Origin of the sequence: Actinomadura sp. WMMA1423, assembly GCF_006547145.1 — a bacterium.
In the GTDB taxonomy this organism is placed as follows: Bacteria; Actinomycetota; Actinomycetes; order Streptosporangiales; family Streptosporangiaceae; genus Spirillospora.
Genome location: NZ_CP041244.1, coordinates 3,302,613 through 3,327,613, shown reverse-complemented (window position 1 = coordinate 3,327,613; position 25,001 = coordinate 3,302,613). Strand labels below are relative to the sequence as shown.

The 25,001-nt window shown below is 70.4% G+C and carries 20 protein-coding genes; 6 read left to right on the top strand and 14 right to left on the bottom strand.

The features are described from left to right. The first annotated feature begins 121 nt into the window (after positions 1-121). Positions 122-904 carry a hypothetical protein gene (locus tag FKD65_RS15460; RefSeq protein WP_141578167.1) on the top strand — a complete coding sequence of 261 codons (783 nt, stop codon included), beginning with the start codon at positions 122-124 and terminating at the stop codon, positions 902-904. Positions 905-915: 11 nt separating this feature from the next. Beyond that, positions 916-1,671: a hypothetical protein gene (locus FKD65_RS15455; protein ID WP_141578166.1), complete on the top strand. Its 756-nt coding sequence runs from the start codon at positions 916-918 to the stop codon at positions 1,669-1,671. Here the strand turns inward: FKD65_RS15455 and FKD65_RS15450 are convergent. Next, positions 1,628-2,338: a response regulator transcription factor gene (locus FKD65_RS15450; RefSeq protein WP_141578165.1), complete on the bottom strand. Its 711-nt coding sequence runs from the start codon at positions 2,336-2,338 to the stop codon at positions 1,628-1,630. The genes FKD65_RS15455 and FKD65_RS15450 overlap by 44 nt on opposite strands. 56 nt (positions 2,339-2,394) lie before the next feature. Here FKD65_RS15450 and FKD65_RS15445 point away from each other — a divergent pair, with 56 nt between their 5' ends. After that, a complete protein-coding gene (locus tag FKD65_RS15445; RefSeq protein WP_141578164.1) occupies positions 2,395-3,360 on the top strand; it encodes a S16 family serine protease in 966 nt (321 codons plus the stop codon). 12 nt (positions 3,361-3,372) lie between these two features. Here the strand turns inward: FKD65_RS15445 and FKD65_RS44910 are convergent, their stop codons facing one another. Then, positions 3,373-4,725 (bottom strand): J domain-containing protein, encoded by a 1,353-nt coding sequence (locus FKD65_RS44910; RefSeq protein ID WP_205718672.1) that lies wholly within the window; start codon positions 4,723-4,725, stop codon positions 3,373-3,375. 188 nt (positions 4,726-4,913) lie between these two features. Here FKD65_RS44910 and FKD65_RS15430 point away from each other — a divergent pair, with 188 nt between their 5' ends. Then, the gene (locus tag FKD65_RS15430; protein ID WP_141578163.1) at positions 4,914-5,441 is read left to right on the top strand and encodes a DUF4262 domain-containing protein; all 528 of its coding nucleotides are present in this window, start codon (positions 4,914-4,916) and stop codon (positions 5,439-5,441) included. A 241-nt stretch (positions 5,442-5,682) separates the two neighbouring features. On the opposite strand, the gene FKD65_RS15425 is transcribed toward FKD65_RS15430, so the two are convergent. The 5 genes from FKD65_RS15425 to FKD65_RS15405 form a co-directional block, all read right to left on the bottom strand. Then, the gene (locus FKD65_RS15425; RefSeq protein WP_141578162.1) at positions 5,683-7,059 is read right to left on the bottom strand and encodes a hypothetical protein; all 1,377 of its coding nucleotides are present in this window, start codon (positions 7,057-7,059) and stop codon (positions 5,683-5,685) included. Positions 7,060-7,328: 269 nt separating this feature from the next. Continuing rightward, a complete protein-coding gene (locus FKD65_RS15420; protein WP_141578161.1) occupies positions 7,329-8,321 on the bottom strand; it encodes a hypothetical protein in 993 nt (330 codons plus the stop codon). 334 nt (positions 8,322-8,655) lie between these two features. Beyond that, positions 8,656-9,315 carry a hypothetical protein gene (locus FKD65_RS15415; protein ID WP_141578160.1) on the bottom strand — a complete coding sequence of 220 codons (660 nt, stop codon included), beginning with the start codon at positions 9,313-9,315 and terminating at the stop codon, positions 8,656-8,658. Between the two features lie 197 nt (positions 9,316-9,512). Further along, positions 9,513-10,901 carry a CAP domain-containing protein gene (locus tag FKD65_RS15410; protein ID WP_141578159.1) on the bottom strand — a complete coding sequence of 463 codons (1,389 nt, stop codon included), beginning with the start codon at positions 10,899-10,901 and terminating at the stop codon, positions 9,513-9,515. Positions 10,902-11,086: 185 nt separating this feature from the next. Continuing rightward, positions 11,087-11,908, bottom strand: a complete 822-nt coding sequence (locus FKD65_RS15405) for a trehalose-phosphatase (protein ID WP_141578158.1) — start codon at positions 11,906-11,908, stop codon at positions 11,087-11,089. Between the two features lie 350 nt (positions 11,909-12,258). On the opposite strand from FKD65_RS15405, the gene FKD65_RS15400 reads away from it, so the two are divergent. After that, positions 12,259-13,911 (top strand): hypothetical protein, encoded by a 1,653-nt coding sequence (locus tag FKD65_RS15400; RefSeq protein WP_141578157.1) that lies wholly within the window; start codon positions 12,259-12,261, stop codon positions 13,909-13,911. Between the two features lie 785 nt (positions 13,912-14,696). Here FKD65_RS15400 and FKD65_RS15395 read toward each other — a convergent pair. Both FKD65_RS15395 and FKD65_RS15390 read right to left on the bottom strand, forming a co-directional pair. After that, positions 14,697-14,975 (bottom strand): hypothetical protein, encoded by a 279-nt coding sequence (locus tag FKD65_RS15395; RefSeq protein WP_141578156.1) that lies wholly within the window; start codon positions 14,973-14,975, stop codon positions 14,697-14,699. Between the two features lie 630 nt (positions 14,976-15,605). Further along, positions 15,606-17,519 (bottom strand): glycoside hydrolase family 15 protein, encoded by a 1,914-nt coding sequence (locus FKD65_RS15390; RefSeq protein WP_168221052.1) that lies wholly within the window; start codon positions 17,517-17,519, stop codon positions 15,606-15,608. A 721-nt stretch (positions 17,520-18,240) separates the two neighbouring features. On the opposite strand from FKD65_RS15390, the gene FKD65_RS15385 reads away from it, so the two are divergent. Then, the gene (locus FKD65_RS15385) at positions 18,241-19,551 is read left to right on the top strand and encodes a hypothetical protein (RefSeq protein ID WP_141578154.1); all 1,311 of its coding nucleotides are present in this window, start codon (positions 18,241-18,243) and stop codon (positions 19,549-19,551) included. A gap of 228 nt (positions 19,552-19,779) precedes the next feature. On the opposite strand, the gene FKD65_RS15380 is transcribed toward FKD65_RS15385, so the two are convergent. Genes FKD65_RS15380 through FKD65_RS15360 form a run of 5 tightly spaced genes read right to left on the bottom strand, consistent with a single transcriptional unit; the run spans position 19,780 to position 25,000 of the window. After that, positions 19,780-20,745 carry an ABC transporter ATP-binding protein gene (locus FKD65_RS15380; RefSeq protein ID WP_240810162.1) on the bottom strand — a complete coding sequence of 322 codons (966 nt, stop codon included), beginning with the start codon at positions 20,743-20,745 and terminating at the stop codon, positions 19,780-19,782. 2 nt (positions 20,746-20,747) lie between these two features. Beyond that, a complete protein-coding gene (locus FKD65_RS15375) occupies positions 20,748-21,512 on the bottom strand; it encodes an ABC transporter ATP-binding protein (protein ID WP_141578152.1) in 765 nt (254 codons plus the stop codon). Continuing rightward, a complete protein-coding gene (locus FKD65_RS15370; protein ID WP_141578151.1) occupies positions 21,509-22,399 on the bottom strand; it encodes an ABC transporter permease in 891 nt (296 codons plus the stop codon). Before FKD65_RS15370 ends, FKD65_RS15375 begins: the two co-directional genes overlap by 4 nt. After that, positions 22,396-23,412: an ABC transporter permease gene (locus tag FKD65_RS15365; RefSeq protein ID WP_141578150.1), complete on the bottom strand. Its 1,017-nt coding sequence runs from the start codon at positions 23,410-23,412 to the stop codon at positions 22,396-22,398. Before FKD65_RS15365 ends, FKD65_RS15370 begins: the two co-directional genes overlap by 4 nt. Before the next feature lies 1 nt (position 23,413). Continuing rightward, positions 23,414-25,000, bottom strand: coding sequence for an ABC transporter substrate-binding protein (locus FKD65_RS15360; protein WP_141578149.1), 1,587 nt, complete (start codon positions 24,998-25,000; stop codon positions 23,414-23,416). Between the last annotated feature and the right edge of the window lies 1 nt (position 25,001).

Here is a 25,001-nt window from a genome sequence, read left to right as displayed (position 1 = left end):
CAGTTCGCCGCGTCGGGTTGCGGATCTCGGATCTGACGGACTCTAGAGGTCAGGGGGTACGCGCTTAGGCTGCGGTGAGAACAGGCGGTGCCACGGGCCCCGTCTGCCGACGAAAGGAAGAGTGACGGTGCAAACGATCCTCAGCGATCTCGGTCTGGAGTCCCCGCTCGTCGGGACGACGGTGACCGCACACATCAGGTCGAGCGGGCCGGACGGATTCCGCTGCGCCGTCTATGACGTCGCGACCGGGGAGGCCCGCGACGCCCTTCTGCCGCGCGCCGACGCCTTCGACCTCCCCGAGGGGGTCGCCCCGCCCGAACTGGCGCCGGGCGGCAAGGTCGTCGCTCTGGTCGTCGGCGTGGCCGCCGGCGCGGACCCGGGCTCCGAGCGGCTCATGCTCTCGGTCACGGCGCCCGAGCTGGTCGAGCGCCTGCTGGCGGGGTTCGTCGACGAGCTGCTCAACGGCAAGGTCGTCATCAAGGCCATCGCCCGCGTCGCCGGGACCAAGACGAAGATCGCCGTGGCGCCCACCGTCGCCGGCGTCGACGCGCGGGGAGCCTGCATCGGCCGCGGTGCGAGCCGGCTCAAGGGGGCGCAGAACCTGCTCAACGTCGGCTACGGCAGGGAGCGCCTGGAGATCATCGAGTACGCCAGGGACCCGGCCGCCTTCCTGGTCAACGCCATGAACCCGGTGCAGGTCACCGACGCGCTCGCCGAGAGCGGGAACGCGGTCGTGGCCGTGGAGGAGCACCAGCTCTCCGGCGGCATCGGCGAGGGCGGCCTGAACGCCCAGCTCGCGGGGCGGCTGACCGGGCACTACGTCCGTGTCGTCAAGACCGGCACCGACCTGCGCGAGGCGCTCGACCAGCTCGTGGCCGACAAGGCCGCCGCGGAGAAGGCCTGAGGGAGACCGCCGTGGTCCCGGTGGTCGTGCACGCCCCGGCGGGGGTCCCGCCCGGCGGCGTAGAGGATCTGTGCGGTCCGGAGGGCGGAGCCCTCGACCGGGACACGCTCGTCGCGGCCGGCCAGGCGCTGACGTGGCGGTCGGTCTACACCAGCGGGTCGCTCACCGCGATCCCGCTGACCGCCGCGTCCGCGGTGATCATCGGCCACGACGTGGAGACGCCGCCGGAGCTGTGGCATGACAGGTTCACCCGGGGCTTCGCCCACCGGATGGCGGGCGAGCTCACCATCGCCTCGGTCACCGCGGGGCTGCTCGGCGAGACGGCCTCCAGGAACCGGGACGAGGACGCGAAACTGCTCGGTTCGGCGATCGACGGGCTCGCCCGGCTCCTCACCGAACTGGAGGAGACGCGGTCGCCCGGCGAGAAGGCCGCCCGGATCGTGGCCGACACCGTCCGGACCCACACCGCGCTGCTGGGCGCGCTCGCCCACCAGCAGGTGTCGGCCCGGGACGAGGGCGACTTCACCGTCCACACCGTGCGTTCGGTCGCCCGGCACCTGACCCGCTCGGATCTGGAACCGATGCGGACGAGGATCGGGCTGCCGTGGCCGGCGCGGGTGACCAGCGGGGTCGGCGACCATCTGGGGCTGGCCCGGTGGCGGGCCACCATGCAGTCCGACGGCGACCAGATGTGGTGCCGGCTCGAGGCGCAGAACGTCCTGGTCACCGAGTTGTGGCTGCGGAATCCTCAGGAGCGGCCGGGATGAGGTACCCGAAACCCGTCCGTGTGACGATCACGCCGTCGCCGAGTTTGCGGCGCAGCCGGGACACGTGCTCGGCCAGCGTCCGGGAGACCCCCCGGTCGGTGCCCCACACGTGCAGCATGATCTCTTCCTTCGAGACGGCCCGGCCGCGGTTCACCGCCAGGAACTCCAGGACGGCGTACTCCATGGGCGCCAGCCGCACCTCCGCCCCCTCGCGGAACACCTGCCGGGCGGTGAAGTCGACCCGCACCGGCGGGATGTCGAGCAGGTCGCCGCGGGTCTCGCCGACGTGCCGGGCGATGCTTCCCGCGCTGCGCCGCAGCAGCGCCTGGATCCGCGCGATCAGCACCTCCGGGTGGAAGGGCTTGACGACGTAGTCGTCCGCTCCCAGCCGCAGCCCGAGCGCCTGCTCGTGCGGCTCGGCGCGGGCGGTCAGCAGGATGATCGGCGTGGTGTTCCCCTGGTCGCGCAACTGGTCGATCAGGGAGAGGCCGTCGATGTCGGGGAGGTTGATGTCCAGCAGTGCGAGGTCGATGTCCCCGCGGCGCAGCGCAAGCCGGGCCAGTTCGCCGTTGGCCACCGACTCCACCTGGTAATGGCGCTTGCGCAGCAGACCCGACACGAGCTTGACGAGACGCGCATCATCATCAACTACCAGGATCCGCGCCATGGCGCCATGATAACGGGGGTGCGACCGTCATCCGGAGTGGCAGGGAACAGGATGGTGTGCCGCTGGGCCGCCGTGTGCTGTACGGCGTGGTCGCGGCCTTCGTGGTGCTCACGGTCTTCGGGATGAGCGGCTCGCCTTACAACCGCGTCGGTCCCGGGCCGGCGATCCAGGTCGGCCGCCCAGAGGGCGGATCGTGGTCGGTGACGACGGCCCGCGTCCAGCGCAGCAACTGGTTCCAGTGGGGGAAGGCCGAGCTCGCCGGGGAACGCGTGATCCGGGACGCCGGAAGCGGGCGGGGCGGCGGACACGGCGGCGGGACCGGTCCGGCGCCGGTCGGCGACGCCATGAGCACGGCCCAGACGCACGCCGCGCTGGTCGCCGCCCAGCTCGCCGCCGGGCGGGCGCCGGTGAGTGCCGCCGGCCTGCAGGTGGCCGCGGTGTCCGGGCCGGCCCGCGGCGGCGGCCTGCGGCCCGGCGACGTCCTCCTCGCGGCGGGCGCGGGCGACGACCTGGCCCCGCTGCGCGCACCGGCCGACCTGGAGACAGCGACCGCCGGGCGCAGGACCGTGCACGTGCTCGTCGTCCCGCTCATGGCCGCTGACACGTGGGGGAGGGCCGAGGTCCGGCGGATTCCCGTCGGTCGGCTGGCCGCGACGCAGACCGGCCCCACCGCCTCGCTCACCGCCTACCCCCTCGGCCCCGTCGAGGGACCGTCGGCCGGTCTCGTCCTGGCGCTGGCCCGCCTCGACGCGCTCACCCCGGGCGACCTGACCGGCGGGCGACGCGTCGCCGGAACCGGCGCGATCGGCCTCGACGGCGAGGTGACCGGCGTCGGCGATGTCCCCGAGAAGGTGCGCGCGGCGGTGAAGGCGCGCATGGACGTGTTCCTCGTGCCGGTCTGGCAGCATTCCGACGCGGTCGCGGCGGCCAGGGGGACCGGCCTGCGGGTCGTTCCGGTCCGCACGGTGTCGGAGGCGGTCCACCACCTCTGCGCCACCGAAGGACGCGCTCCGCTCTGCTGAGGTCCCGGCTCCTCAGGGGTGGCGGAGATGGGGCAGCAGCGCGGCGAGCAGCCGCCGGTCCACGACCGGGTCGCTCTCCGCGAGCCAGGCGGCGATCCGCTCGCGGACCTGCTCCAGGTCACCGGCGAGCAGGTCGCCGTGCTCGGGTTCCGGGAACTTCACCCTGGGCGAGCGCGCGGGGTCGTCCGGAAGCACGGCGACGAACCCGCGGACCCGCACGCCGCGCGGCACCACCCTGCGGAGCTCCTTCACCGCGGCGCCGATGCCGGTGTCGCCGCGGGGGAACGGACGCCCGACCGTCGTGAGCGTGCCCTTGCTCGTCCAGGCGTAGGTTCCGGCGGGCCAGCGGCGGGCCATGACGACGGCGAGCCGGTCGCCCCGCAGCAGGACGTGTTCGACATAGTGCGGCGCCTGCCCCGACGGCTGCGGCGCCGTGAGCGCGTGCACGATCCGGACCCCGTCGAGTTGGGCGAGCCTCTCCAGCCCGGAGGCGCTTTCCCGCGCCACCACCTGGCGGGCGACGTCGCCGTCGAGACCCGCCCCCGGCACGTTGAAGATCTGGTAGTCGAGCGAGTCGGGGGCGATCAGCCGGTCGAGTTCGCGGCCCTTCCGGACGAGGTGCGGCGCCGCGGCCAGGCCCGCGGCCCCCGCGGCCAGCCCGACCAGTGCCGCGCAGAGCGTCCAGAAGCCGCCGCCGTCGGCCTCGTTCGCGGCGAGCGCGGCTCCTCCCGCGAACGTCAGCACGCACACGGCCCAGAGCCAGGACAGGGACCGCAGCGTGGCCTCCAGGGCGATGAGCGGCATCGCGACCAGCGGGAGGACCAGCAGGAGGAGGAACCCGACCGGGAGCCCGGAGGGCCATAGCGCGTACACCGCGGCCACGAACACCACCGACCAGACGGCGACGGCCGCGACCTGGATCCAGTGGGCGCCGAACCGGGGACGGACGCGCGGGGGCGAGGAGGGCGGGGGCGCTCCGGGCGCGGCCTGCTGCGGTTTCGTGAAGGAGGGACCGGGCCCGGAGGAGCGGCCGTCCGCGGGCCCCTCCCGTCGCGTCCCGGCCCCCGCCCCTGCCCCCGCCCCCGGCCGCGGCGGCGGCTCGGGCTCGGGGGCCGGTTCGGGCTCTGGACGCGAGCGGGGCGGTTCGGGCGGGACCCTCCCGCCGCGAGCGTCGTAGGCGGCCCGCGCCGCCGGATCCTTCAGCGTGTCGTACGCCGCCTTGACCAGCCGGAACAGCCCGGAGGTGCCGCTGGCGTCGGGATGCACCGCGCGCATCGCCCGGCGGTACGCCCGCGTGATCTCCTCGGCCGTCGCGGTCCGCTCCACGCCGAGGAGCTCGTAGTAGTCCGGCTCATCATTCTTCATCGCATCCCACTCGTCATCGGTCCTCCCTCCCGACCGTCCGGGAATCACCCCCCGCGGCTCGTCCATCCCACCGCCCCGCGCGTCGCGCCCGGCCGGTACCGGCCCCGTGTCCGGGCATGCGTGGTCGGGTGCGGCGGTCCCCGGACGGTTTCCAGTGAGTCACTACAAACAAGAGGGAGGCGTTATCGATGACCGATCCTGATCGGACATCATGTGCCTGTCTGATTCACCAGAGGAATCAGACGGGCGACCCGGATGTCGACGTCCTCGTCACGTGGGTGAACGAAGGCCGCTGGACGATGACGGGAGACGATCTGCGGGCCTGGTCCTGCACCGTGGGCCAATGGCACACCTTCCGGTCTCCGGAATTCGTGATCTGCGGCCTGTCTCGCGGCGAGCGCCGTCACATCCTCGTGAAGGCCGTCATCGCGATGGAATACGGCCTGCCGAAACTGGGCGAGGTCGACACCCAGCTGACGTCCCTGAAGGTGAAGACCGTCAGGGTCCACCAGAGCTGGTACGGATCGCCGCTGCTGCGCATCCCCCGTGCGTTCTACGGCGGCGAACTGCCCGAGTACCGCCAGCTCATCTGGGCCGAGGGCGCCGAGGGCTTCCCCGGCGACGAGGGTTTCGACGCGGGACTCCTCGAACGCCAGCCTGATCTGGCCATTCCCCTGCCGGATCACCCGAAATGCGTCTGGACGGCCCTGCGATAACTGGGCAGGGCCCCGGACGCCGGACACGAGGCGCCCCACGTCGACGACGTGGGGCGCTTTCTGGCGCAATTCGGCAGCCGGGCTCAAACCATAGATGCCCCGGCGGGAACGGCGTCAGCCGTCCCCACCGGGGCACCGTTTCACTCACTCCCTCCGGCAGGAGGAAGTGCGGGTGTCCCCGGTGGAACGGCCGTGGCCGTTCCACCGGAGACGGTGGTTCCCTTCAGTGGCCGCTGGGCGGCTACCGCAGGTAGCTCTCCGGAAGCAGGTCGACCGGGTCGACCCACTCTCCGTAGTGGAGCCCCGAGATGCCGAGCCGGTCATTGACCGTCACGACGCGTCCCGGGTCCTTGCGGTACATGACGGCCCCCAGTTCCTGGGGGACGAAATGCGAGAAGGGGTAGACGGCGAACGAACCGCCGCGGAACGTGAGCTTGCCGTGCTCGGTGAGGACCCTCGTCCACTCCTGCACGAAGTGCTCGATGGTCTGTTCCACGTAGTCGTTGACCGACATGACGGCCCCGTCGAGCATCCGACGGAGGACCGCCACCACGTAGGAGGCTCCGCACAGTTCCTGCACCGTGCTGAGCTCCGGTTCGAGGGGCTTGCCTGCGAACTTCACCTTCGTCCGGAGTTCCGGGTCGAGGATGAGGTTCCAGAGCTCGTCCCCCGAGTTCCGCATCATGTTCACCAGCTCCTGGAGGGCCGGGGCGTGCCGCCCGGGCTTCATCTCCACCAGGATCTGGTCCAGCGGTTCGAGTTCGTCACGGTCGATGATCTGCCCCGGGTCGAAGCGGTCGCCGAGGACGTCCCGAAGGACGTCCACGGTGCGGCTGCTCCCGAGGCGGCATCGCCACGTGACTTCGTCGCGCCACCGGTCGTAGGCGCGGGCGGAGATCTGCTCCTGCTGCATCGCCGTGAGCGTGTACAGCCAGTAGGCCCTCCACGGCACATCGATCACGACCGAGTACCGGACGCTCTCCGGGGAGTGGACCATCGCGTTCCCGGCGAACGTCGCCGCCAGGTACGCGAGGTTCTCCTCGTAGAAGGAGAGCCGCCGGTCGAATCCGGCCGAGACGATGAACTCCTCCACGGTCCCTTCCGCACCGTGCGAGCCGAGCTGGAACGCGGTCCGCCGGCCCTCATGGTTGGTCGAGATCGTGGCCCTGTTGGAGCCGTTGCAGCCACCCAGGACGATGGACACGGTCTCCGGCCTGTCGGCCAGGACCCTGCCCGGTTCGCCCGAGATGAGCACGTGCTCAGAGGCCCTGCCGAGGTTGAACCCAGCGTAGGCGCCCTGCACGTACACGGAGAGGTTCTTCCTGTAGCGAACCTCGTAGATGAAGCTCCCGTCCGCGACGGCTTCCGGATCCGCCGTCAGCCTCAGACCCGTTGCCAGGTCCACGACCTTTCGGCGTGCCTTGGTCGAGGTCTTGCCCGAGCCGAAGTCCAGGAGCCCGAAGGCACCCTTCATCTGCTCGGGGGACCACAGCCAGTTCGGCGTGATCAGGTTGCGCTCCCGTCCCAAGAGAACCGGGGTGATGCGGGACGAGCCGGGCCCTGCCGGATCCGACTCGGTTGCCCAGCGGATGAGACCGCCGGATTCCGGGCGTGCCATATGGCACACCTCCTTGTGGGTTGTGCTGCGCCCGGACCTAGCCCGGACGACGTGACTCGGAAGCCACTCACGTGGTTGAGCCACGCATAGTTGACTGTGCCGATCGGAGGAGAATTGGCAAGTGCGAATCGAAATGACGTCTGTGTAACGGAGATAACAAAAAACACGGCCAGCGGGGACGCGAAGAGGCGGGAACGGAGCAGTGCTCCGTTCCCGCCTCAGGAGTGAGGTCAGCGGCCCGTCAAACGATCAGACGGCCGCCGGCCACGTCAGGCGCTGGCGATCACGCTCTTGGGCTGGTCGCCCTTCAGCGTGACGCGCAGTGCCGCCAGGACCACGATCGCGATCCCGCCCCAGACCCAGAGACCTGCGGCCTGGTTGTCGGACAGGAGCCCGAAGAACACGCCCGCGACGCCGATGAACGCGGCGATCGGGGAGTCCAGGAGGTACAGGACCCCCGTCACCCGGTCGCTCACCTTGCCGGTGGCCCAGTCCTGCAGAATGGCGGGGACGGTGATCGCGAGAACACCGGCGATCACCCCGGTGACGATGACGTCCTTGGAGAACGCCACCTGCAGGCCGCCGCCCATGAACTTCCCGGTGAGCCAGACGGCGAAGACGGTGAGCGGGACCGACAGGACGTTGGCGACGGCCAACCCTCCCTTGGTCTTCGTCTCGTCCATCTTGCCGAAGACGCACACGATGTAGTTCCAGAAGCACACGGCCGAAGCGACCGCGGCGACCAGACCGATGAGCGTGGCGGCGCTGAAGTCGTCCAGCCAGTGCCACGGCTGGTTGACCATCACGACGCCGCCGAAGGCCGCGACCCGGAGTGCGAGCTGCTCCCAGGCCCATACCCGGCGAGAACGCTGCTCGTCCTTGAGGCTCTTGAGGATGCCCCAGAACCCGACGGACAGTGGCCCGAGGGCCACGATCGCAGCGGTCACACCGAGGCCGAGCTTGGCGACCGCGATGACGTAGGCCACCCCGATCACGCCGTTCGAGAAGGCGGTGCGGACGATCGGCACCCACATTTCGGCGCCGAACTCCGTGATACCGAGACTTCCCTTCCCGCGCACGTACTCGACGAGCAGCACGTACCCGACGAGCAGCACGCTGCCGAAGATGGACATCCACAGCGCCGCCGCCAGCGGATCGACGCGGCTGCTCACTCCGAACCCTGCCTGCTGGATCGCGAGTTCGAGCACGATCAGCCCGCCGCCGACCAGACGGAGGCCGCGGGATACTGCTTCCTCTGACATGAGGAACCCCTCTTTGCGTGGCGCCCCGGCCTAGCCGGGGCACAGGTGGTGGTTCCGAAGAACCGCCATGCGTCCATGACCGATCGGCCAGGACGCATCGTCGGTTCCTCGGGAACCTCGGATACATCCCGGCCGCACGCGGCCAGGACACCGACTGACTTCAGGAGCCAGTCAAGGAGAACAGTGTCGAGACACTCGAAAGGTGCAATGAGGTGGTGCTCTCTAATTGCCCAATGGGAAACCTGAGGTCTCGGATCAGCGGAGAAACGAAGGGGGCGGGGAGGATGGCTCCTCCCCGCCCGGGTTCGTTGGGTGCGCCTCGCAGCGCGTTCGGTCAGTTCTTCGTCGTGGAGACCGCCCACAGGGTGATCAGTTCGGCGACGAACGTGGTGGCCCCCGCGATGGCGCAGGCGAGGACCATCTGCCAGGTCAGGAAGGTGGCAAGGCCCACGGAGGGCAGTGCCAGCAGGCTGACCACGGCGGTGAGCAGGCTCCCGGCCACCACGCTCAGCACGGGGTGGGGAACGTCGCTCGTCGCCTTGCGCCGCGCGGACCGGATCGCCTCCGCGGTCTTGATGTAGCAGAAGCCCACCGCCCCGAGGAGCAGCGGAACGCTCAGCGCGGTCCAGTCCAGGTTCTCGGCCTTCACGACCAGGTCCTGGTTCAGGCCGAACGCCAGCAGCATCGCCATGGTGCCGAGCGTCGGGTAGATCGCGATCCGGATGATCTCCTTCTGGTACCTCGCCAGGCTCGCGGCGACCTCGGCTCTGCCCGCTCGGCGGACGCCCGCCGTCCTGCGGAGCCGCGGGCAGCGAAGGGCCACCAGGAAGAGCAGGGCGGCGATGGCGTTCGCCGCCGTGATCACGCCCGTGGCAGTGGTGATGGTCGCCTCGGGCTGCGTCCACCAGACGCCCCACACGGCTGCGATGACGATGAGCCACGCGAGTACGGCGGGTAGGACCCGGGTGTTGCGGGCCCTGTTGGATAGGGACATGGTCGTCTCCCTCTGTCGGTTGAGGCGGTATCTGCCGGTCCCGAGGACTCGGCAGGCAGCGATGACCGTGCGGAGCGGAGGTGCAACGGCAACCGCGGTGCCGGAACTAGACGATCTGGGGAGGACTCACAGGAAAACGCCCGGTGGGGACGGCAATGCCTTCAGGCCGTCACCTGGGAACGCGATGCGAGGAACGCTTACGCGGAACCGAAGAGCTGCGTCCAGTAGGTGCCCGCCTTGCCGCCGCCCTGGAAGCCGACGCCTATATGGGTGAAGTCGGGCTTGAGGATGTTGGCGCGGTGCCCGGGGCTGTCCATCCAGCCCTGGACGACCTCGGCGGGGGAGCGCTGGCCGCAGGCGATGTTCTCGCCGATACCGAGGTGCGTGGAACCGGCGGCGCGGGCGCGGTCCCAGGGCTGCGTCCCCTCCGGGGAGGTGTGGGAGTAGAAGCGGCGGGTGACCATGTCCTCGCTGTACGCCTGGGCGGCCGCGGTCAGCCACGGATCGTCGGCGAGCGGCCGGAGCCCGTGGGCGGCCCGGTGGGCGTTGGTGAGCGAGACGACCTCGGCGGCGAAGCGCGACCGGCCGGCCGGGGAGAACGGCGCCGCCCACAGGATCGTCCAGTAGAGGTCGCGGTCGCGGCCCCTCCCGGTCGCGTGGCCGATGCCGACGTCGCAGAGCTCTCCGTTGCGCAGGGCGTCCACCGCCTGCCCGCCGTCCAGGTAGTACCGGGTGAACTCCTCCAGCGAGCGCGGACCCGACACGAACTGCTCGTCGATGGTCAGGTAGACGTAGCCGTGCAGGGTGACCTGGTCGAAGACCGACATGCCGTCCGGTCCGTCGGCGTCGAGCCTGCGCTGCGCCGCCATGGCCGCGGCGTGCGCCTGCGCGGCCGCGGTCAGCCGGCCGTCCAGCGTGACGGGCGGCAGCCCGCTCCGGGAGCGCCGGGAACCGACCTCGCTGGCGAAGGAGTTCAGATGCCGGACGGAGACCGGCGGCAGCGCGGGCCGGGCGACGGCCGGCGGGGGCGGGGGCAGAGGTGGCATGGCCGGGGGCGGGGGAGGCGGAGGTGGCATGGCCGGAGGCGGGGGAGGAGGCGCGGAGCCGTCGTCGGTGACGTCGACGCCGAAGTCGCGGGCGAGCCCGGCCAGGCCGTCGGCGTACCCCTGGCCGATGGCGCGCAGCTTCCACTGGTCTCCGCGCCGGTAGACCTCCACCAGCAGCAGGACGGTCTCCGTCGCCGGGCGCGGCGGGCTGAACCGGGCCACCACCGCGCCGTTGCTCCCGACCGCCCGCAGCGCGGGGGCGGGCAGGCGGTTCAGTGGAGTCCCGGGGTCGGCCGCGCTGAGGACCACCGTCACCCGGCTGGCTCCGGCCCGCAGCCGCGACGGCTCCACCACCACGGCGCCGGCCCCCAGCCGGGCCCCCGGAGCGGAGGGCTGGTTGTAGAAGACGAAGTCCTGGTCGCCGCTCACCTTCCGGTCGTCGCCGGTGATCAGCGCGGACAGGTCGAACGGCCCCGGCACCTCGATCGAGACCGCCCCGCCGGGCAGCGGAAGATTCCCACCGGCGACCAGCTCGCGCATCGCGATCCCCCGTCCTCGTCGCGCCGACCGGACAGGCGCTCGTCAAGGACCGTACGAGAGCGCACCGCGGTGGCAAGGGAGCTGACAGGACGCCTCGACGGCCCCGCACGAAGTGTGGCCCCTGGATCGCTCCAGGGGCCACGGGTGGGGTGGTTGCGCCGCAGTCGGCGACTACGGCGCGGTGGTCACCGCTGGGTGATGATGCGCAGCCTCAGCAGCATCGTGAGCGTGCCCAGTGGGCCGCGCACGAGCAGATCGGAGCGCGCCTTCACGGCGGTGTTGCCGGACGTGCCCACCTTGAGGGTGGGGACGCCCTTGGACCGGAGCCCGTCGAGGACGTCGAAGGCCGCCAGGTCCGGCTCGCTGTCACCCGCGTAGAGAACCACGGAGGGCTCCCACGGGAGAGAGGCGACGAACCAGGCGAGGGAGTCCCTCTTGTTGACCTTCGGACCCAGCTCGATCACGTTGTGACCGGGCAGGCACACCAGGCCGGTCTCCTCGGCCAGGTGCGTGAGGCCGGCGACCAGCGCGGCGACCGTGCTGTCGTCCGTGCCGGCCGCGTAGTGGATGGCGCGGAAGTGGGACTTCACGTCCTCGATGCTCGCGTCGGCCAGGCCGGCCTGCGCGAACACCTCGGGCAGCATCGCGTCGACCACGTCCAGCGTGGCCGGGCGGTCGACCGGCTGGGTGAGCCGGCCGTCGTGGTACCACTCGCACCCGAACTGCCCGAGCACGTGGAGCCCGTCGCCGAGGAGGCCGAAGCTCCGGACCTGCTCGACCGACCGTCCGGTGAGCATGCCCGTGACGCCGGTCTGCGCGACGAGTCCGTCGAGCACCGGGCGGTACCGGCGGTCGACGTTCGGCATGGTCGGGTACTTGACGACATCCCACATCGTCCCGTCCCCGTCCAGCATGACGACGGCGCGCTCCGGGTTCTGTGCGAAGGCCTCCCAGGCCTTCTTGCCCTCCTCCGACACGAAGGTGAGCACGTTGCTATCTGCGTTCATGAGCTGCTGCTCCTTCTTGTTTGACCTGTGGCGCCCTGCCTTGCACGCCACACAGGTGGTTGTTCTGTGACGACCGGATGCCGCCACTGGGCCATACCGTCCCTGACCAGGCCAGAAGTGCAACCCAAAAGATCATCCGTCCGGAGGATCACGCGGATGCCGCGCCCTGGGCCCCGGCGACTCCGGCATGGCGGCGGTCCGAGTGGAAGATCCGGGTTGCCGTCGCGCCGTGTTTCGGGACTGTTAACAGTGCCGACTCGCCGAGTCGGCTCGCCTGCCCCTCAGGGCAGGCGAGACACGAAATCCACTCCGGTCTAGGGCCGGGTGGTACGCAACACAAGGAGGACCTCGTGTCCGAAATCATTGCCGCGGTTGGAAGGAACCGCGGCCCCATCCTTCGGTGGGCGGTGAAGTTCCTGGTGGGCCTGGCGATCGTGGTTCTGATCGGCAGCCTCTACTCCCAGGGAATGGGAGGCGCGCTCACGACGGTGGCCGACATCCCCTTGGCGGGGGCCGAGCTCATCGTCCTGGGCGGAGTGCCCATGCTGGCCGTCATCATGGTGGCCAGGTACTGGGGTTACGGTCTCCAGATGTTCCAGATGGGGACCCGTGGCCAGGAGAGGATCACGATCTTCGCCACGATCCGCGGGGGGTTCACCGTCGACGCGGTGATCTACCGGCGGGTCTGGATCGGAATCCTCGGCCTCACGAGCATGGGGATCAACATCGGGATCGCCTACGCCGATCGCAGCATCGGCACCGGCCCCCGTACCGCCTTCATGGTGCTCTGCACCGCGATGGCGGGCGTGTCGGTCCTCGTGGCCGAGCGCCTCATGAACCAGCTCGTCATGCGGGCGGTGCTGATCGGCGGCGTCGTGTTCGCCGTGGCACTGACCAGCAGCGACGGGCGGGTCGACGCGGTCGGACTCCTGTCGGCCGGCATCGTCGGTCTCCACATGTACGCGGTGCAGAAGGGCCTCACGGCCCTCGGCACCGAGGCGTTCGACACCGACGAGATGAACAAGAAGATGAGCCAGCGGTACCGGGACATCGGAATGCTGCTGGCCAACGTCATCACGTTCTTCCTCATGCTGGCCTACGCGGGCTGGAAGCACGTCTGGCCCACCCCGGACCACTTCGAGGGTTCGCCGCTGCCGCTGTGGATCCTCTACCTGGCGGTCCCGGGGCTGATCATGGTCATCCCGATCCTGGGGATGAACTGGGCGCGCAACCAGCTCAGCGAGACCTGGAACGCGATGCTCACCTCGACGGCTCCCGTCTGGGGCGCCCTCGCGGCGCTCATGCTGGGAGGCTTCGGTTGGCCCAACACCCCGACGCTCGACGCCTCGCAGTGGGTGGGCATCGGGATCGTCGTCCTCGCCGCCGTCGGCGCGGGGATCGACGTCGCGGTCCGCGAGCGCTGGTCCAAGCGGTTCGACCAGATGGACCGGGAACTGGCGCAGGTGTACGCCGAGCTCGAAGCGGCGAACACCGAGCGGGAGAGGGCCTATGCCGACCGTGACGCGGCCTACGTCGACCGCGACACGGCCTACGCCAAGCGCGACGCGGCGGAGGCCGAGCGTGTGCAGGCAGGTGTCCTGTTCCGCGAGGCGGACGCCGAGCGGCGCGAGGCGAAGGCCACGTGCGAGCGGCTCCAGGACGAGCTCGACGCCCTGATCGCGGAGGCTCAGGCTTCCGCGGCTTCCGGCGCCGGATCGGTCGACTGGAAGTCGGGCACGCTGGACGTCGATCCTGACGGCCGGGCCCGCTTCTTCAAGGTCGCCGGGCTCACGGCCCAGGTCGGCGACGTCACCTTCGAGGCCAAGTACCTCTCCGAGGGGTCCCTCGGCGAGGGCGGCTTCGACGGCCCGGTGACCGGCGGTACGGTCGGGAACCGGGGGCGTGTCGTCACGTTCGACAGGGGCAACCTTCAGGTTCGCCCCGACGGGAGCTACTCGATCGAGAAGCTCACCGGTCCTGTCGGCGCTACCAGCGCCGAGTAGGTCCACCATCCAGGAGATCCGGCCCTGACCGGCACCGCGTAGAGGCGGATGCGGGGTGAGGGCTGGCCCCCTCCTTCGCATCCAACGAAACGCGGCGCCGGTACTCGGCAGATGCCGTGGTGGAGTCGGGTGCGGGGAGGAATGGCCACTCCCTCGCATCTCGGCGAAACCATGGCATCGGCCTCGGCAGATGCCGCGGTGCAGTCGGATGCGAGGAGGGATTAGCCACCCCACTTCGCGTTCCGGCGGCACCGCTGTGTCGGCCTTGGCGGACACCGCGGAGTGGCCGGGTGCGAGGAGGGGAAGGCCAACCCCGATCCGCATCTGACGACCCGTTTGGTGTCCGAGCCGAGCCAGGCACGGAACCTCACGGGGTGCGGAGGCGGCGAGACCGCCTCCGCACTCCATGACGAACGGAGGGGGGTTCCCTCCTCTCCGTTCTCACCATGCGGAGGGGTCGCCCCCTTCGTTCTCCATAACCACGTCGGGGGGACGCCCCCGACGTCCAGCACGACCTACGGCCGGTCCGCCCAGGACCGGCCGTAGCCTTTTCCGGAGCCGGGGGGCGCGCATGCCACGGCTGCCGACGGAAACGGAACCGGCCCGCGTCCAGAAGACGCGGGCCGGGTGAGGGTGGCCGTTGCCGGCCACCCTCGTGGTTGGAAGCGGCCGTTGCCGACCGCGTCCCGGCGTTACGGCCGCTCGGGCCCGATCATGACCTTGCGGCCTCGATCAGGTCCAAACGGCGTCGTCTGATCAGATCGATGCCGATCCCAGACGTCGTCCTACTGGTCGTATGCGCCGTTCTCGACAGCCTCCGGAGGAGTGCCCCGGTAACCGCGCAGGCCCGCCGGGATCTCCTCCACGAGGGTCGTGGAGACGCCGTACATGATCTCCGCGATCTTCTTGCCGCGGTTGAACTCCTCGACGAGGCAGCGGAGGAATGCGAGGTGGCCCGGCGCGAGGAGGCTGAACAGGTGCAGTGCCTCCAGCGTCACCCTGTCCGGGGCCACGCTGCCCGGCGTCACGGTGACCGGCGGCTCGGATCCAGCGGTACGTTCCATGAGCTCTGCCCCTCTGTGATTTGAGCGATTAATCTCGTGGCCCCGAGGGCCACAGACGGTGTCCGGCGGGCGCCGGACACCGTCGACCGTCCCGGAACCTCCGCGAAACGCAACCTCACCGGACGCACACTGAAGGTCTACGCAGCTGAGACGGCGTGTCCGAAGGTCGTTGAACGCGACCCGCGCATCCTGCGAACGGTACGTGTCCGAGAACGGCACGGAAATGGAATGCGGAGGCGGCAAGACCCCTCCGCATTCCATGCCGAACGGAGGAGTTCCCCTCTTCTCCGTTCTCCTTGCCTACGCGCAGGGTCGCCTTCCGCTATCCATAGTTCATGCCGGAGGTTCGCCCCCGACGTCCGGCACGACCCACGGCCGGTCCTTCCAGGACCGGCCGTAGCTATTTGTGCCCCTTCGGGGAGCACATCCCGTGTAGAAAAAGAACCGGCCCGCACCTGGAACAGGGCGGGCCGGTCTTGTTGCGACTGTTTCAGCGGCCACGCCCCGAGAGGCGTGAGCCGAATCTTCAGCTTTGTTGCGGTCGGGACCGGCCCGGGTCGTGGGACCCGGACCGGTCGGACGGATTCAGTCGAGCCGGCCCGCCGATGATGGCGCGGGCCGGTGTGGGGCCTACGCGGCCGCGTCCTCGGAGCGGTTGTACAGCGCAGCGACGAATGCCGCACGCTCGAGGCCGTAGGCGAGCGCCGTGACGAGGGGGTACCCCTGGTCCGGATTGCCCAGGTGCAGGCGCAGGTTCCCCTGCACCATGAGCTCCTCGGACCACATGCCCAGGTCGTTGCGACCGAGCAGGAGGTCCGCCATGACGGCGTCGGCACGTTCCAACTCGCCGAGCCGCAGGAAGACCTGTGCCACCCAGCCGGTCACGTTGTTGAACGTGCCCTCCTCCTCCGACGTGATGCCGTCGCCGAAGGACGCTGCGTGGTACCGGACGTGTCCCGGGCCGATCCGAAGCCCCTGGAAGGGGTTGCTCGGGTCGTCAGAGGGCGCGTCGATGGCGCGAACCGTGGCCTCCACGAGCCGCCTGTCACTCGGGTCGTCGAGGTTGAACACGTCCTGACCCATGAGGAAGGCCAGGAGGATCGACGAGTCGAGGACGTTCAGCCCGGGGGCGGCCACGATGACGCCCTTGTGGACGCAGTTCTTCAGGACCCAGCGCTTGACCTTCTTGGCCAGCTTCCTGTACTTGCGAGCCATGAACTCCCAGCCCAGGGACTCGAAGATCTTGGCGGCGAAGTGCAGGGCCTGGGCGTTCAGGAGCTGGGCCGACGCGTAGACGACGAACGACTCGCCGGCCTGGCGACGGACCTCCCAGACCCCCGAACAAGCCTTGAAGGCCGCCCGCGCGGCCTGCTCGGCCAGGCCGACCACCAGGCACTGGAGCTCCGGGTCGAGCATGCCGCGCTGGGTCGCGCGCCACAGGTGCTCCAGCGGGTACACCCACCGGTCGTGCTGGTCCTGGTCTCCCGCTCCGTTGCCGTAGCGGAAGATGGAACCGCGGTAGCCCAGCTCGGGGACGATGTGCTCCCCCTGCTGAGCCACGTTCTCCCCGCGCGGCCCGTACATGATCTTCGTGTCCGTGCCGAAGTCCGGGATGGACTTGTACCACTCCACGATGTCCCGAAGGACCTCGCGGTCTCCCAGGTCGTCCAGGATGGACACCGTGAGCCCGCCGTCCCGGAGCCAGTGGAAGAAGTAGTCCCACGTCCGGATCGCCTGGCGGAGCCAGTCCGGGATGTCCTCGGGGAGGCTGCGCCCGAAGGCCGCGAAGAACGTCCCCGCCCGGTGGCCGAGGCCCCGGAGCAGGATCGCCCACCTGGTCATGTCGGACGCGGTCTCGTTGTCGGGGATCCGGTCGAGGGTCTGGACCCAGCGGGCCCAGCCGTCGTCGGACTCCCTGACGAGCTGCTCGATCTCCTCGTCCGACCTCGGAACGGGGTTGTCGCGCCACCCGAGCCAGATCCAGGCCTTCCCTTCCGCCTCCAGGGCCAGGCGGCCCGTGACGGAGGTCATGCCGTCGTCGAACTCGAGCTCCATGTTGGTGGCGAAGACCAGCTTGCGGCCCTCGACCTCCGCCTCGGCGACGATGTACTCCCCCAGCCTGAACTCCGTGACGGTCCAGACGAGCGGCTGCTCGCCCCGGTACCCGTAGCACAGGGCGAGGTCCAGGCGGGCCTTGACGGACCCCCGCTCACAGGTGAGCAGGCGCACCATCTGGCCGAAGTTCGAGGATCCGGGCGATCCGACCATCAACGCCTGTTCCCGGGCGGTTCCGGTCTTGCTCACCCACGTCGACACCAGGGTGTGCGACAGGTCCTCGTACCTGCGGTTGGCCGGGAATTCCCTGTCCTCCAGCGCGAGCCGGAGGCCGGTCTTCCACGGCGCGTCGTACAGCGCGGTGATCATCGGGACGCCGTCGGCGTCTCCGAAACCCGCTGCGACGACGCATGACCTACGGTCGACGAGGAAACCCTCGCCCAGACCGTTGGCGAGCACGGCGAGGTCGCGGATGTCCGGAGACTTCAACGAGCCACGCCACTTGGAAGGACTCCGTTTCATGGGTCCTGTCCTCCTGTTGTTTGGAACGATCCATCTCGTGGCCCCTAGAGCCACAGACGGTGTCCGGCGGGTGCCGGACACCATCCGGAGATGGTGCCGGCGGGTGCCGGACACTGTTAACCGTCCCGAAACCTCCGCGAAACGCAACGAGAAATATTTGCCGGATCGGTTGAACGGTCGCGAACGGCGCGCCTAATAGGCGACGAGCTGGCGCTCTGTCAAGAGCCAATACGAAAATGTCGCCTGATCGTGCCTGCCAATGTGGATTGGTCCCATCGGCGGCCGTTGTGGGGTGCGCTCTCCGGTGCCACTCGAGTTGTGGGTTCGCGGTATCGGGCGTGGCGATAGAGGCACGGGACGTGACGACGAAAACGGCGGGAGCCTCCGGGGAGTTCTTCCGGAAGTTCCCGCCGTCTCGGTGGGCCCTCGCCGGCGGTTCACGACGCCGCGGCTTTCAGGGGAGGGTCCGCACTCTTGCAGCCTAGTGCCGGAAATGGCGTCAAGAGCATTTCGTAAGGGCCTGTTCATCGGGCGGCAACCTGCAGGTCTTCGCAGCTGAGTCGGCATGCCTGAAGATCGTTGAGCACGACCCGGCTTCACGGAGTCGTATCCGTTCATCGGTGCGACAAAGGGAGCCGGGTCACGACCGGTTCTCTTTGTGCGCACCCTCGCTCAAGGAGTTCCGGAAATGACAAACAAGAATTCTGCACGCACGCGCTACCCCTGGTGGGGCGTGGTGCTCGGACTATCGGACCGGCTCAGCTCCGCGGGGGGCAAGGCCATCCTGGACAACCGGCTGATCGGCGCCAATGGGCTGCAGGTGCACCAGGCGACGGCGCTGGAGGCGACCTTCGGCGGTCTCCTGCTGCTGCTCCGCATCTTCCTCTGGAAGCTGACCGGGAAGGGCGGGGACGACAGGCCGGCCGCCGAGATGCCGCGCCGGTCGCGGCGGCTCTTCGCCCTGATGACCTTCGGGGTGATCGGCGCCGACAAGGCGCTGCTGTTCGCCGCCCTGGCGATCATCCCCTTCAGCACCGCTGGAGGGATCTACTACACCGTCCCGCTTCTCATCCCCGTCATCGCGGGGTTCAGGAGCGGGAACAGGGGACGAGCCGGGCTTCTCGCGCTCTTCGCGGCGGCCGCCGCGGTCGGCGTGGTCCTGCTCGTCCAGCGGGACGGGGCGACGCCGGGAAGCGGCTACCCGCTCGGGGTGATCTTCGCGCTCCTGGCGGGCGGTCTTCGGACCCTGTACCTCCCCGTCACCGACCGGCTCATCAAGGGTGCGGGCCGGTTCTACACCGAGACGGTGATCGGCTGGTCGACGCTGTCCGTCGGCCTGCTCGCCGGCGGCATCGTCATGCTCACCGGAGGCTTCGCCTTCCTGAGCTGGGGGATCGTCCTGTGGGCGGTACTCGCGGGGCTGCTGAACAACACCCTGACCCGCATCATCCAGATGCCGGCGAGGGAGCACGCGGGCGACGCCGTGTACGCGGTGATCCTCACCGTGAGTCCGCTGATCGCCACGCTCGTCGGGCTGGCCTTCCTGGACACGCGGATCCTCCCGATCCAGTGGGCCGGGGTCGTCGTCATCACGGTGGCCGCGGCAGCGGTCGCCCAGATCAGCCTCAGCCTCAAGGACCGGAGTCCCGCGCCGCTCATCGAGCTGTCGTCGGCCGGCCCCGAGGCCGTCCTGCAGCACGCCCTGGAGGAGCGCGGCAAGGTCCTGGAGACGCTCGAAAGGCTGACCCAGGAGTTCGCGGACTGCGAGGCGGCCGTCGCCCAGGCCACTCGCCGGGTGGCCGAGGCCAGGCTCGCGAAGGCTCGCGCCGACGCGGAGAAGGCGGAGTCCACGGCGGTGAAGGCCCGGACCGAGGCGCAGAGGGCCACGGCCCAGGCGCAGACCGCCGCGGCCCAGCAGGAGGCCGCCGAAGCCGCGGTCAGGACGGCCATGGAGGAGCTTCGCCGCGCTCAGGCGAACACCCCGGCGACGGAGTCCTGACGGCGGTCGCGGCGGCAGGCGCATCGCCCGCCTGACGGCGGGACGTACACCGCCCCAGAGGCGGAGCAGGCGGGTGGAGACGGCCCTCTCCGCACACCTGGACACTGTCGGGGGCCGGGCCGGCCAACCCGCGCCCCCGAACCGTGGAATCCATCCAGCGTGACGCCGGCCAGCGCCACGCATTCACATATGACGGCGGGAGGACCAGTCCTCCCGCCGTCCCTTCTTTCACAGCCCTGCGCCGGACCGGGTCTCGTCGGTCTTGGCCGGGACCGCCTCGTGGCAGGCGACGCTGTGCTCGCCGGTCAGCGGCAGCAGCCGCGGATCCTCGGTGGCGCACCGGTCGACCGCGATCGGGCAGCGGTTCCGGAACGGGCAGCCGTCGGCGGCGGGCAGGGCGTCCGAGGCGCCGGTGGTCCGGTGCGCCGTGCCGAGCCGGGGGACGGCGTCGCGCAGCGCGGCGGTGTAGGGGTGGGCGGGCGCGCCGAGCACGGTGCCGATCGGCCCGGACTCCACGATCCGCCCGGCGAACAGGACGTGCACGGTGTCGCAGAGCCGGTCGACGATGGCCAGGTTGTGGGTGATCAGCAGGTAGCTCAGTCCGTGCTCGTCCCGCAGCCCCGACAGCAGGTCCAGGACGTGGGCCTGCACGGTGACGTCCAGGGCGCTGGTCGGCTCGTCCAGGACGAGCAGCCGCGGGTCGACCGCCAGCGCCCGGGCGATGACCACGCGCTGCCGCTGCCCGCCGGACAGCTGGTGGGGACGGCGCCCGGCGAGGGCAGGATCGAGGCCGACGTCGGTGAGCAGCTCCGTCACCGACGGGAGGTCCCCGTCCTTGCCCCCGGGCTCGCCGCCGGCGCGGCGCCGCCGGATCCGCAGCGCCTCGGAGATCGAGGCGCCGACGCGCATCCGGGGATCGAGGGCCTCGCTGCCGTCCTGGAAGACCGGCTGGACCTGCGAGCGGTACAGCGCCCGCCCCGCCCGGTCGAGCCGGGCGATGTCGCGGTCGCGGAACAGCACCCGGCCGCGGTCGGGCTTGACCAGGCCGAGCAGCGCCCGGGCGATGGTGGTCTTGCCGGATCCGCTCTCCCCGATGACCGCCACCCCGCCGGAGTTCTCCGGCACCGTGAGCGAGACGCCGCGGACCACCGGCGTCCGGTCGTAGCTGACGTTGAGGTCGTCCGCGCTGAGCATGGTCACTCCCCGATCGCGGGGACCGCGTCGAGCAGTTCCCGGGTGTAGGCGGCGGAGGGGCTTTGCAGGACGCCGGCGGCCGGCCCCGCCTCGACCACCTCGCCCTGCCGCATGACGACGACGTGGTCGGCGATGCCGGACACGACGGCCAGGTCGTGCGAGACGAAGACCAGGGCGATGCCGTGCTCGTCGCGCAGCCGGGCCAGCAGGTCCAGGACGGCGGCCTGGACGGTGACGTCCAGCGCGCTGGTGGGCTCGTCGGCGAGGATCACGTCGGCGCGCAGCGCGACGGCCATCGCGATGGCGAAGCGCTGCGCCTGGCCGCCGGAGACCTGGTGCGGGTAGCGGCGCAGCAGCCCCGGGTCGAGCAGGACGCTGCGCAGCGCCTCCTCGGTCCGCTCGCGGGCCTCGGCGCCGCGCAGCCCGTGCCGGGCGAGCACCCGTTTGAGCAGTGTCCCGAGCCGCATCGTGGGGTTGAGGGACGCCTGCGGGCTCTGGCTGACCAGGGCGATGACCGAGCCGCGCATCCGCGACAGCGTCCGCTCGTCCGCCGTCACGACGTCCGTGCCGTTGACGACGATCCTTCCGCTGACCTGCAGCCCGTCGGTCAACCCGAGCATCGCGTTCAGGGCGGTGGTCTTGCCCGAACCGCTCTCGCCGACGATCGCGGCGCACTCGCCGGGGCCGACGCTCAACTCGTCGAGCGAGGCCAGCAGCAGGTCGCCGGCCCGCACCCGCAGGTTCTCCGCAGTGAGCACCGCTTTCATCGGGTGACCTCCCGCCGGGGGTCGAGGGCCGCCCGCAGGCCCTCGCCGAGGACGTTGAAGCAGAACGCGGTGATCACGATGGCCAGGCCCGGGAACGCGACCACCCACCAGTTCGTGGTGAACAGGCTCTGCCCCTGCTGGACCATCAGCCCCCATTCCGCGGTGGGCTCCTGCGGCCCGAGGCCGAGGAAGGACAGCGCCGCGGCGGTGAGGATGACCCCGCCCGCGTCCAGGGACAGCTGGACCAGCACCGGGGTCAGCGAGTTGGGCAGGACGTGCCGCAGCACGATCCGCGTCCGGGATCCGCCGAGGCAGCGGGCCGCGTCGATGAAGCCGCGCGATCTGATGGACGTCGCGGCGACCGCGCTCATCCGGGCGTACCAGGGCCACCAGGAGGCGGTGATGGCGATGATCGCCCCCTGCGTCCCCGGATGCAGCACGAGCGCCAGCGCCACCGACAGCAGCAGCGCGGGAAAGGCCAGGAACACGTCGGTGATCCGCATGATCACGTCCCGGACGATCCCGCCCGCGTAGCCGGCGACGACGCCGAGCAGCACGCCGATGACCGCGGACAGGGCGAGCACCGCGACGGCGATCGTCAGTGAGGTGCGCGCCCCGTAGAGCACCCGGGTGAGCAGGTCGCGGCCGACCCCGTCCGTCCCGAACCAGTGCTCGGCGCCCGGCGCCCGCAGCGCCTGGGCCGGATGGGTCGCGTCGGTCCCGTCGCCCGGGTAGGGCGCCAGCAGCGGAGCCGCGAGCGCCGCGATCACGATCAGGGCGAGGACGACGGCGCCGAGGGCGGCCAGCCGGTCGGTGCGGGCCGCCCGCAGCGCCCGGTGCACGGGCCGCGCCCGTAGGGGCGCGGCGGGGGTGTCGAGAGCGGTCATCTGATCCTCACCCGCGGGTCGATGGCGGCCTGCGCGAGGTCCACCAGCAGGTTGACGATGACATAGGTGAACGCGATCGCGATGGTGACGCCCGCGATGGCGGGGGCGTCGGACGAGCGGATCGAGTCGGCGGCGTACCGGCCGAGCCCCGGCCAGTTGAAGATGGCCTCGACGAGGAAGGCGTTCACCAGGGAGAACGCGAAGACGAGCGCCAGCAGCGCCAGCACCGGGCTGAGCGCCGGCCGCAGCGAGAACCGGGTCAGCACCTGCCATCGGGTGAAACCGAGCGCGCGTTCCAGGCGCGCGTGGTTCTGCGTGGACTCCTCGATCAGCGCGGCGCGGGTCATCTGGGCGACCACGCCGGTCGGGTAGGCGGCGATCGCCGCCGCGGGCAGCACCAGGTGGGCCAGGGTGCTGCCGAGGACCGGCCAGTTCCCGGTGATCAGCGCGTCCACCGCCGTGATGTTGGTGTACAGGTGCAGCGGGCTGGTGCCGTCGAGCGAGGGGTCGTACTCGCCGGCGACGGGCAGCCAGCCCAGCTTGGTGGCGAACACGTTCTGCGCGAAGAGCGCCAGCAGGAAGACCGGCACCGACACGCCCGCCATCGAGGTGATCCGGATGGAGCCGTCGGCCGGACGGCCGCGGTACCGGGCGGCGAGCACCCCGAGCGGGATGCCCACCAGCACCGCGATGATCACACCGGCTCCGACCAGCTCCAGCGAGGCGGGGAAGGCGGTGGAGATGTCGCCGAGCACGTCCTGGCGGGTGTGCAGACTGATGCCCCAGTCGCCCCGGACCAGCGAGGAGAGGTAGTCCCACAGCTGGAGGGGCAGCGTGTCGTCCAGTCCGAGTTCCGCGCGGGTCCGGGCGAGTTCGGCGGCGGAGGCCCGGGGCCCGGCGTAGGTCACCGCCGGGTCCCCGGGGACCAGCCGCATCACCACGAAGGTGAGCACCACGACACCGGCCACGACGAACGCGGCCTGTGCCAGGCGTCGGAGCAGGTAACGGGTCATGTCACGCAGCCGGGCTGATCTCGTGGGCGAACACGACGTTGGGGTACGCGGGGTCGTCGGTGTAGCCGTCGACGTCCGCCGAGTACGCCCGCTGGTACTGCTGGACGAACAGGGGCGCGGCGACGGCCTGGTCGACCAGGAGCTTGCGCTGGAGCGAGGCGTACGACGCCTCCGCCGCGGAACGGTTCGTCGCGGTCAGCTCCGGCAGCTTGTCGATCTCGTCGTCGATGCCGGAGTCGTCGAGGTAGGTGAGGTTGAAGTTGACCGGGTCGGCCGAGCGGAACAGGTTCAGGAACCAGCTGTAGGCGTCCGGGTAGTCCGGGTACCAGTACATGACGAAGACGTCCTGGCGCTTGGACGCGTCCTTGCTCTTGGCGCGGTCCCACTGGGCGTCCCACTGCATCGGCTTGGCCTGCAGCTTCACGTTCAGCCCCTTGAGCGCGGAGCTGAGCAGCGTCACGAACTTCTGCTGGTCGTCGTCGCCCTGGGCGTAGGTGAGGTCGAGCGTCAGCGACTTCTTGCCCGGCCCGTACCCCGCCTCGTTCAGCAGCCGCGTCGCCGCCGCCGTGTCCTGGCGACCGGCCAGGCCCGGGGTCGCCCCGGTCAGCCCGGTCGGGACGACGCCGCTGGCGGCGGTACCCGAACCCTTCAGCGTCGACACGAGACCGTTGTAGTCGATCGCCGCCTGGACGGCCTTGCGAAGCTTGACGTCCTTCAGCGGACCGGACTCGGTGTTGAAGAACGCCAGGAGGTTCTGGAACGACGGCACCGACTGGGTCCCGAGGCTCTTCATCCCCTTCGCCTGGGCGAACAGCTGCGGGTTGAGCCTGTGCACATAGGTGACGTCACCGGCCTGCAACTGCTGCCACGCGGTGGTGACCTGCGGGGTGTTGCGGAACTCGACGCTCGTGTAGTGCGAGCCCTTCCAGCCGCCCCAGTACTCCTTGAACTGGCCCAGCCGGACCTCGGCCTCCTGCCCCTTGTTCCAGGAGGCGACGGTGTACGGGCCGGTGCCGGTGTCGTGGCCCTTCGCGACGTAGTCCTTCAGCTCTCCGCCGCCGGGCGCCTTCGTGTCGTAGATGTAGGAGGCGTAGCCGGAGGAGGAGACGAGGTCGAGCGGCGCCGCGTACTTCAGCTCGAACACCAGCGTGTGCGGGTCCGGCGTCTCGATCGACTTCACCGGGTCCCAGATGTAGGCGGCGCCGCCCTTCATCTTCATCGTCCGCTCGATCGCGGCCTTGGCGGCGCTGGAGGTCAGCGCCGTGCCGGTGTGGAACTTCACGCCGTCGCGCAGGGTGAACGTCCACTTCTTGCCCTCGTCGGACGAGGTCCACTTGGTGGCGAGCCGCGGCTCGACCTTCTTCGCCTTGGTGTTGTAGCGGGTCAGCGACTCGTAGACGTTCTGCATCGCGATGATCTCGTTGGAGTACGAGGTCGCGGGATCCCAGTCGGTGACGACGTTGAGGTTGAACGAGTAGACGAACGTGCTGGACGAGGAGGCCGCCTTGCGGACGGCTCCGCCCGAGCAGCCGGTGACGGTCACGGCGAGTGCCGCCGCGAGCGCCAGTGATCTTATGCGCCGGGACATG

Coding starts and splice junctions, on each gene's coding strand:
- FKD65_RS15450 (WP_141578165.1), bottom strand. CDS start 2,338: ATGGCGCGGATCCTGGTAGTTGATGATGATGCGCGTCTCGTCAAGCTC.
- FKD65_RS44910 (WP_205718672.1), bottom strand. CDS start 4,725: ATGAAGAATGATGAGCCGGACTACTACGAGCTCCTCGGCGTGGAGCGG.
- FKD65_RS15430 (WP_141578163.1), top strand. CDS start 4,914: ATGACCGATCCTGATCGGACATCATGTGCCTGTCTGATTCACCAGAGG.
- FKD65_RS15425 (WP_141578162.1), bottom strand. CDS start 7,059: ATGGCACGCCCGGAATCCGGCGGTCTCATCCGCTGGGCAACCGAGTCG.
- FKD65_RS15420 (WP_141578161.1), bottom strand. CDS start 8,321: ATGTCAGAGGAAGCAGTATCCCGCGGCCTCCGTCTGGTCGGCGGCGGG.
- FKD65_RS15415 (WP_141578160.1), bottom strand. CDS start 9,315: ATGTCCCTATCCAACAGGGCCCGCAACACCCGGGTCCTACCCGCCGTA.
- FKD65_RS15410 (WP_141578159.1), bottom strand. CDS start 10,901: ATGCGCGAGCTGGTCGCCGGTGGGAATCTTCCGCTGCCCGGCGGGGCG.
- FKD65_RS15405 (WP_141578158.1), bottom strand. CDS start 11,908: ATGAACGCAGATAGCAACGTGCTCACCTTCGTGTCGGAGGAGGGCAAG.
- FKD65_RS15395 (WP_141578156.1), bottom strand. CDS start 14,975: ATGGAACGTACCGCTGGATCCGAGCCGCCGGTCACCGTGACGCCGGGC.
- FKD65_RS15385 (WP_141578154.1), top strand. CDS start 18,241: ATGACAAACAAGAATTCTGCACGCACGCGCTACCCCTGGTGGGGCGTG.
- FKD65_RS15380 (WP_240810162.1), bottom strand. CDS start 20,745: ATGCTCAGCGCGGACGACCTCAACGTCAGCTACGACCGGACGCCGGTG.
- FKD65_RS15375 (WP_141578152.1), bottom strand. CDS start 21,512: ATGAAAGCGGTGCTCACTGCGGAGAACCTGCGGGTGCGGGCCGGCGAC.
- FKD65_RS15370 (WP_141578151.1), bottom strand. CDS start 22,399: ATGACCGCTCTCGACACCCCCGCCGCGCCCCTACGGGCGCGGCCCGTG.
- FKD65_RS15365 (WP_141578150.1), bottom strand. CDS start 23,412: ATGACCCGTTACCTGCTCCGACGCCTGGCACAGGCCGCGTTCGTCGTG.
- FKD65_RS15360 (WP_141578149.1), bottom strand. CDS start 25,000: ATGTCCCGGCGCATAAGATCACTGGCGCTCGCGGCGGCACTCGCCGTG.